The 7,703-nt window shown below is 60.7% G+C and carries 6 protein-coding genes; 5 read left to right on the plus strand and 1 reads right to left on the minus strand.

Annotated elements, in window-relative coordinates:
* Nucleotides 1-178: 178 nt before the first annotated feature.
* Nucleotides 179-1,366 carry an acetyl-CoA C-acetyltransferase gene (locus H0V78_12435; GenBank protein ID MBA2352546.1) on the minus strand — a complete coding sequence of 396 codons (1,188 nt, stop codon included), beginning with the start codon at nt 1,364-1,366 and terminating at the stop codon, nt 179-181.
* Nucleotides 1,367-1,717: 351 nt separating this feature from the next.
* Here H0V78_12435 and H0V78_12440 point away from each other — a divergent pair, with 351 nt between their 5' ends.
* The 5 genes from H0V78_12440 to H0V78_12460 form a co-directional block, all read left to right on the plus strand.
* Entirely contained in the window at nt 1,718-3,805 is a 2,088-nt protein-coding gene (locus tag H0V78_12440; protein MBA2352547.1) for a TonB-dependent siderophore receptor, read from the plus strand.
* 56 nt (nt 3,806-3,861) lie between these two features.
* Complete coding sequence (locus H0V78_12445; protein ID MBA2352548.1) at nt 3,862-4,647, plus strand: enoyl-CoA hydratase/isomerase family protein; 786 nt, start codon at nt 3,862-3,864, stop codon at nt 4,645-4,647.
* 32 nt (nt 4,648-4,679) lie between these two features.
* A complete protein-coding gene (locus H0V78_12450; GenBank protein ID MBA2352549.1) occupies nt 4,680-6,638 on the plus strand; it encodes an AMP-binding protein in 1,959 nt (652 codons plus the stop codon).
* Nucleotides 6,638-7,423 (plus strand): ABC transporter ATP-binding protein, encoded by a 786-nt coding sequence (locus H0V78_12455; protein ID MBA2352550.1) that lies wholly within the window; start codon nt 6,638-6,640, stop codon nt 7,421-7,423. The genes H0V78_12450 and H0V78_12455 overlap by 1 nt, the downstream gene beginning before the upstream one ends.
* Nucleotides 7,424-7,560: 137 nt before the next feature.
* Nucleotides 7,561-7,703: branched-chain amino acid ABC transporter permease (locus H0V78_12460; GenBank protein ID MBA2352551.1), on the plus strand; the 143-nt coding region annotated here is incomplete at its 3' end.

Raw genomic sequence — 7,703 nt, forward strand, 5'->3', positions numbered from 1 at the left:
GCGCTAACCGATGGCCTCGGTGCGTTGCACGCCATCATTGCGCGTTGGGCAAGACGATGAGGTGTCAAGCGTGGTGGGGAAATTCGATGTCACGATGGCGGTCGCGGCCGACGTCGCGATGTCAGGATCACTGCTCGCCCGCGTCATGTTTCGCAGAGGCGGCCGCGACCCGGGTCTGTTAAAACATCTCGATGGCCATAGCCGTCGCTTCGCCGCCGCCGATGCACAGACTGGCGATACCGCGTTTGCCCCCGGTCTTTTTCAGGGCGCCGATCAGGGTTACCAGAATGCGCGCACCGGAGGCGCCGATCGGGTGACCGAGTGCGCAGGCGCCGCCGTGAATATTCACTTTTTCATGGTCGAGCTGGAGATCGCGCATAGCGGCCAGGGCGACCACGGCGAAAGCCTCGTTGATCTCCCACAAGTCCACGTCGTCGACCGACCAGCCAACCTTGGCCAGAATCTTCCGTATGGCGCCTATCGGAGCAGTCGTAAAGAGCTTCGGTTCGTGAGCATGCGTCGTATGGCCGACGATGGTCGCGACCGGCTTGACGTCGAGCTGGTCCGCGGTCGAGCGGCGCATGATCACGAGGGCCGCTGCGCCGTCGGAAATGGAGCTCGAATTGGCGGCGGTCACCGTGCCGTCCTTTGCGAAGGCGGGCTTGAGGGTCGAGATTTTCTCGACCTGCGCCTTTTGCGGTTGCTCGTCCCGGTCGATGCGCGCGGGGCCGTTGCGCCCGGCAACGGTCATAGGCGCTATTTCCCAGGTTAACGAGCCGTCATCGCTTGCCTTGCGGGCGCGCATCGTTGAGGCGACGGCGAACGCGTCCTGTTCGGCACGCGTGAAACCGTAGGCGCTCGCGCAGTCTTCGGCAAATGTTCCCATCAACCGGCCGCGATCGAAGTAGGCGTCCTCCAGGCCATCGAAGAACATATGATCGAGAATCTGGCCATGACCGAGCCGCAGACCGCCGCGCGCTTTCGGCAGAAAGTAGGGCGCGTTGGTCATCGATTCCATACCGCCAGCGACCATGACGTCATTGCTTCCGGCGAGCAACAAATCGTGCGCCAGCATCGCGGCTTTCATGCCGGAACCGCAAACTTTGTTTACCGTGGTGCAGCCGACCGCCAGCGGCACGCCGGCGTTGATGGCCGCCTGCCGCGCCGGCGCCTGGCCCAGTCCCGCCGGCAGTACGCAACCCATGATGACTTCCTGCACCTGATCGGCGCGAATTGCGGCGCGTTCGATCGCCGCCTTGATGGCGACGCCGCCGAGCTGGGGTGCGGTGACGCTGGCGAAATCACCCTGAAAACCCGCGATAGGGGTACGCGCAACCGAGACGATGACGATGGGATTGTGCGACATGTTTTCGCCGAATTTTTTTCGTGACGGGAAGCTATCTCCGGATTTTCCCGATCGGCGTCGGCCAATCCTCGATGGAGAATGCCGACAACGCGATTAGCGTAGCGGTTCGCGTTGCGCAAGGAAAGGCCGTCAGCAAAAAATCGCGAAAGCGTCGGGGGTTTGCTGAAAAGCCGCGACGTGGCAAGCGCAAGAACTGACGCGGCGGTCTGTCGAACTGCAACATTTGCTACCGGCGTTCGCGCCGGGGTATGGTTTCGGTGATGCGTTTCCGAAAGCCGGGGCGCGTGTGCGGCGAACGGCGCAGGGGCGAACCCGTCGCGCGCAATCTTTTCAGACCGGGAGGAGTCCGTGTTGGAACGAGCGCTTTGCCTTGCGGCTACACTGAATTGCGCGCTTTGGCCAGTTGCGCACGCGCAATCCGTTCCGGCGGTACGCGCGCCATCGGTCGAGGTCGAAGGCGAATCGGCGTACGGGCCCGTCGATGGTTACGACGCGGAACGCTCGGCGACCGCAACCAGGACCGACACGCTGATTCGCGATGTACCGCAGTCGGTGCAAGTCGTGCCGCGCGCGGTGATCGAGGATCAGACAGCATTCGACCTGATCGACGTTCTGGAAAACGTCAGTAACGTCCAGCCCCAGGATAACGACAATAGCGACGAGAGCTTCGTGATCCGCGGTTTTAATAACGATACCAGCGCGGCGCGCGATGGAGCCGGATTCAAAATCAATGGTTCGACGGCCAGGTCGGATTTGGCCGGAGTGGAGCGCGTCGAAGTGCTCAAAGGCCCGGCTTCGGTCCTCTACGGCACGACTGATCCAGGCGGTATGATCAATATCGTTTCCAAACGCCCGCTAGCGCGGCCTGATTACGTTGCCACCCTGACGGCCGGGAGCTTCGATTTTTACCGCGCCGCCGCCGATGCGTCGGGGCCGGTCACGCGCTCGCTGCGCTACCGCTTCAATGCCGTTTACGAACGCAGCGAAAGTTTCCGCGATTTCTTTGTCGAACCCGAAAGCGTTTATCTCGCGCCCACTGTCTCCTGGAACCCGCGACCATCGACCGAGCTGATCGTGTTCGCCGAATATCAGAAAACGGATACCCAACTCGACCCTGGGCTGCCCGTTCTGCCCGGCGGACGCATTCCGGATATTCCTTTCAGCCGCTACTACGGCGAGGCATTCGCGGGCTTCGAAGTGCCCGTATACCAATTGCGTTATGTTTTTGAGGAGTCTTTGAACGACCGATGGTCGCTGCGCGCGACCGGCGCTGTTCAGGACTCCGAAAGCGAGGAGACCAGAATTGAATTCAGGGGTTTCGAAGACGACGAAAAAACGCTCAACCGCGAGGCGCGGCGCCAGCGCACCAGGGAAGTGCGCTACTCGGTGCAAAACGAGCTTGTCGGAAAACTGCGCGCCGGCGATTTTGGCCATACCGTGCTCGCCGGCATCGCGTATTCCGAAGACCGCCAGTCGGAAACGGATGAAGGGTTCGAACTCGACGCCATCGATGTTTTCGATCCCGTCTATTCCGCAACCCTCGGGCCACGGATTGAACGTTTGTCATTCGACCAGGAACTCGACGCGCTTGGCCTGTACGTTCAGGACCAGATCAGAGTCTCACAAGCGTGGATTCTGGTCGCGGGTTTGCGTTTCGACCGCTACCACCGCAGCGATCGATTCCGCGGCGGCGATATCGGCGATCTTGATGCCAAAGTTCGTGATCGCGCATTCTCGCCGCGTCTCGGGGCCGTCTACCAGCCCGCGGAATGGTTGTCCGTGTACGCGAATACCGCGCGCTCGTTCCGACCCCAGATCGGCGTCCAGCAGAGCGGCATCGGGGCGGACGCCGAGCGCGGCCGACAGATCGAAGCGGGAATCAAATTCGATCTTTTCGATAATCGCGCGAGCGCGACCTTGTCGGTATTCGATATCCGCAAGGAAAACGTGCTGACCACCGATCCCGGTCAGGCGAACTTTGTGTTGCAGACCGGGGAGCAGCGCAGCCGCGGCGTGGAAATCGATATTGCGGGTGACATTGCGCCAGGGTTGAAGGTGATTGCCAACGCGGCCCTGCTTGACGCTGTAGTTGTCGAAGATCCCGTCATCGCCAAGGGTACGGATGCCGTCAATGCGCCGCGTCTTAGCGGCCGTTTTTGGGGCATCTATCGCTTTCGCGGAGAGCCACTTTCAGGTCTGACGCTCGGCGCCGGCCTGACTGCTGTTTCGAATCGCAACGGCAACCTTTTCGAGCCTTACAATGTTCCCGGCTACGTTCGGCTCGACGCCGTTATAGCCTACCGTTTGAACCATCGTATCCAGTTTTCGCTGAACTTCAAGAATGTGACCGACAAGCAATATATCAATAGCGCCGGTTCCAATGCCGTTTATCCGGGCGCCCCGTTTTCGGTCTTCGGAAAAGTTGAATTGCGGCTATGAGCGGACGATAACACCACGGGCTGGAGTAAACTTCACTGGCAGCTTACCGGGGGGCTATGTCCTTCAAACACATCCTTCTAGAGCAGAAAGAGCCGGGAATTTATCTGCTGACGATCAATCGGCTGCAGGCGCTGAACGCGCTGAATTCCGAAACCTTGACCGAGATCGGCGCGGCGTTGAGCGAAATCGGCAAGGAAGCCGCGGCCCGCGTATTGCTCGTTACGGGGGCCGGAGACAGGGCCTTCGTCGCTGGCGCCGACGTCCGCGTAATGCGCGACTTCACACCGCTCGAAGCCCAGGCGCTTTCCGAACAGGCGCTGCGCGTGTTCCGCAAACTCGAAGCGTTGAGCGTACCCGCGATCGCGCTGGTCAACGGCTACTGCCTGGGCGGCGGCTGCGAGTTCGCGCTGAGCTGCGATTTCATCCTCGCCGCGGAGAACGCGGTCTTCGGGCAGCCTGAGGTGAACCTCGGCATTATGGCCGGTTGGGGCGGCACGCAGCGGCTGACCCGCCTGATCGGCCGCGCCCGCGCGATGGAGTTGCTGGTGAGCGGACGCCAGGTGCGCGCCGACGAAGCCATGCAAATCGGGTTGGCCAACCACGTTTATCCGAAGGACGAGTTGCTCGAGCAAGGCCTGGCGCTCGCACGCACCATTGCGGCCAAGGGGCCGCTCGCCGTGCGGCTCACGAAACGCGCGGTGCAGCGTGGCCAGGATCTGGATCTCGAAAACGCCTGCATCCTCGAAAGCCAGTTATTCGCCCTGTGCTTCTCGTCCGCCGACCAGAAAGAAGGCATGGCTGCGTTCGTGGAAAAGCGGCCGGCGCGGTTCCAGGGACAGTAGGTTTGCTACGGCTTAAACAGGGAAAAGCGCCGATGCAGCTTGCGCGAACTGATGCCGAGAGCGACACATTTCCGAAATTGCTGCTGCAGCACGCGAAGGTGCGCGGCAATCAGCCCGCGATTCGCGAAAAAGATCTCGGCATCTGGCAATCATGGACCTGGGCGCAGGTGCGCGACGAAGTCGCTGCGCTCGCGGGCGGGCTCGCGGCGATGGGCTTCAGGCGCGGCGACAATCTGGCGATCATCGGCGACAACCGGCCGCGCTTGTACTGGGCGATGAGCGCAGCGCAGGCGCTGGGCGGGGTGCCGGTACCGCTCTACCAGGATGCGCCTGCCGACGAAATAATCTACGTGTTCGACAACGCGGAGATTGGTTTTGCGATCGTGGAGGACCAGGAGCAGGTCGACAAGCTGCTCGAAATCAAACCGCGTGCGCCGCGCTTGAATGCGATCATTTACGACGATCCGCGCGGGCTGCGCCATTACCAGCAGCCGTTTTTGCATGCCTATACCGATGTGCAGGCGCGCGGCCGCGAATACCACGCCGCGCACCCGGATTTCCTGGCCGACAGCATAGGCGCGGGCAAAAGCGCCGACACCGCAGTTATTCTCTACACCTCTGGCACCACCGGGCATCCTAAAGGCGTATGCCATACGCATGCGAGCATGATGGGCGCGGGCGCGCGCGGCTGCGAATTCGAGAAGCTCGGTCCAGGCGATGAGATTCTGTCGTATCTGCCCATGGCCTGGGTCGGCGACTTTCTGTTTTCGTACGCGCAGGCGATGGCCGGCGGCTTCACCGTGAACTGTCCGGAATCGCCGGATACGGTGATGACCGACTTGCGCGAAATCGGTCCCACATATTATTTCGCGCCGCCGCGCGTCTACGAAAACCTGCTGACCACGGTCATGATACGCATGGAAGACGCGAGCTGGCTGAAGCGCGGAATGTTCCGCTGGCTCATGAACGTCGCAAACCGAAGCGGTGTGCGGATACTCGCCCGGCAGCCCGTTCCATTGCTCGACCGCGTGCTGTATGCGCTGGGGAATCTGCTTGTTTACGGACCGCTGCGCGACGTGCTCGGCATGAGCCGCATCCGCGTCGCCTACACAGCGGGCGAAGCGATAGGCCCGGACCTGTTCCGCTTCTATCGCTCGATCGGCATCAACCTGAAGCAGTTCTACGGCCAGACCGAAACCTGTGCCTACGTGTGTCTGCAGGCGGATGATCAGGTGAAATTCGATTCCGTCGGAGTCGCGGCGCCCGGCATGCAAATCAGGATTGCAGAGAATGGCGAGGTGCTGGTCAAGGGAGTGAGTCTGCTCAAGGAATATTACAAACGACCGGATGCCACGGCGGATGCGATCGATGCCGACGGCTACTTCATGACCGGAGACGCGGGCGTGTTCGGTAGCGACGGTCACCTGAAAATCATCGACCGCGCGAAAGACGTCGGGCGTATGAACGACGGGACGCTGTTCGCGCCAAAATATCTCGAGAACAAACTCAAGTTTTCGTCTCACATCAAGGAAGCGGTGGCGTTCGGCGATCAGCGCGGTTATTGCGCGGCCTTTATCAACATCGACATCGGCGCCGTCGGCGATTGGGCCGAGCGGCGCAATATGCCCTATACCGGCTACACCGATCTTGCCTCGCAGGACGCGGTTTATGATCTGATCAAAGATTGCGTGGAAAAAGTAAACCGCGATCTCGCTGACGATCCCAGTCTGTGCAATTCGCAGATTCGCCGCTTTTTGATTCTGCACAAAGAGCTCGATGCCGACGATGGCGAACTCACGCGCACGCGCAAGGTCCGGCGCGGCGCCATCGCCGAAAAATACGCGGAGCTGATCGCGGCTCTTTATTCGGAACAATTCAGTTGCCGCGTGACCGCGCAAGTGAGATTCGAGGATGGGCGCACAGGCACGATAGTGGCGGACGTAAAAATCCGCGAAGCGCGGCTGTTCGAGGCGTTGCAGAAAGCGAGCTGATGGCTGCGCGCGTCATCGGCGGAACCCTGCTCGAGCTGGGCAATATTTCGCTTTCGTTCGGCGGCGTCAAGGCGCTGAGCGACGTAAGCTTCGACGTGCGCGAGCACGAAATCCGCGCGATCATTGGCCCGAACGGCGCTGGCAAAAGCTCGATGCTGAACGTGATCAATGGCGTCTATCATCCACAAGCCGGAACCATCACTTTTCGCGGCAATGCGCGCCGGCAGATGCGGCCGCACGCTGCGGCCAGGCAGGGTATCGCGCGCACGTTCCAGAATATCGCGCTGTTCAAAGGCATGACCGTGCTCGATAACCTTATGGCCGGGCGCAATCTGAAAATGCGCACGGGATTTCTCGCACAGGCGTTTTACCTCGGTCGCGCAAGGCGCGAAGAAATCGCGCACCGCCAACGCGTCGAGGAAATCATCGATTTTCTGCAGATCGAAGCGATACGCAAGACTCTGGTCGGGCGCCTGCCGTACGGTTTGCAGAAACGCGTCGAACTCGGCCGCGCCCTCGCCGCCGAGCCGGATTTGCTGCTGCTCGATGAACCTATGGCGGGAATGAACGTCGAGGAAAAGCAGGATATGTGCCGCTTCGTGCTCGACGTGAACGATGAATTCGGCACCACCATCGTGCTCATCGAACATGACATGGGCGTGGTCATGGATATCTCCGACCGCGTCGTCGTTCTCGACTACGGGCGCAAGATCAGCGATGGCACGCCGCACGAGGTACGCAATGACAAGAGAGTGATCGATGCGTATCTCGGCGTCGCGCATTAACGCGCGCGAGCAGGGAACGGCTTTTGACTTTTGAAAGTTGTTTACCGAGCGGCGTGCCAGGACTGTTCACACCTAAATCATGCCCCGCGTTGCCCTCAAACGGCAGGTCCTAATCACCGTTCACTGATCACCCAATCATGAACTGGCAATTCTTCCTCGAAGTGCTGATCGGCGGCCTGCTCGCCGGGGTCATGTACTCGCTGGTCGCGCTCGGTTTCGTGCTGATCTACAAAGCGTCCGGGGTGTTCAATTTTGCGCAGGGCGCGATGGTGTTTTTCGC

The sequence above is a fragment of the Burkholderiales bacterium genome (assembly GCA_013695435.1).
Lineage (GTDB): Bacteria > Pseudomonadota > Gammaproteobacteria > Burkholderiales > JACMKV01 > JACMKV01.

Coding starts and splice junctions, on each gene's coding strand:
- H0V78_12435 (MBA2352546.1), bottom strand. CDS start 1,366: ATGTCGCACAATCCCATCGTCATCGTCTCGGTTGCGCGTACCCCTATC.
- H0V78_12445 (MBA2352548.1), top strand. CDS start 3,862: ATGTCCTTCAAACACATCCTTCTAGAGCAGAAAGAGCCGGGAATTTAT.
- H0V78_12450 (MBA2352549.1), top strand. CDS start 4,680: ATGCAGCTTGCGCGAACTGATGCCGAGAGCGACACATTTCCGAAATTG.
- H0V78_12455 (MBA2352550.1), top strand. CDS start 6,638: ATGGCTGCGCGCGTCATCGGCGGAACCCTGCTCGAGCTGGGCAATATT.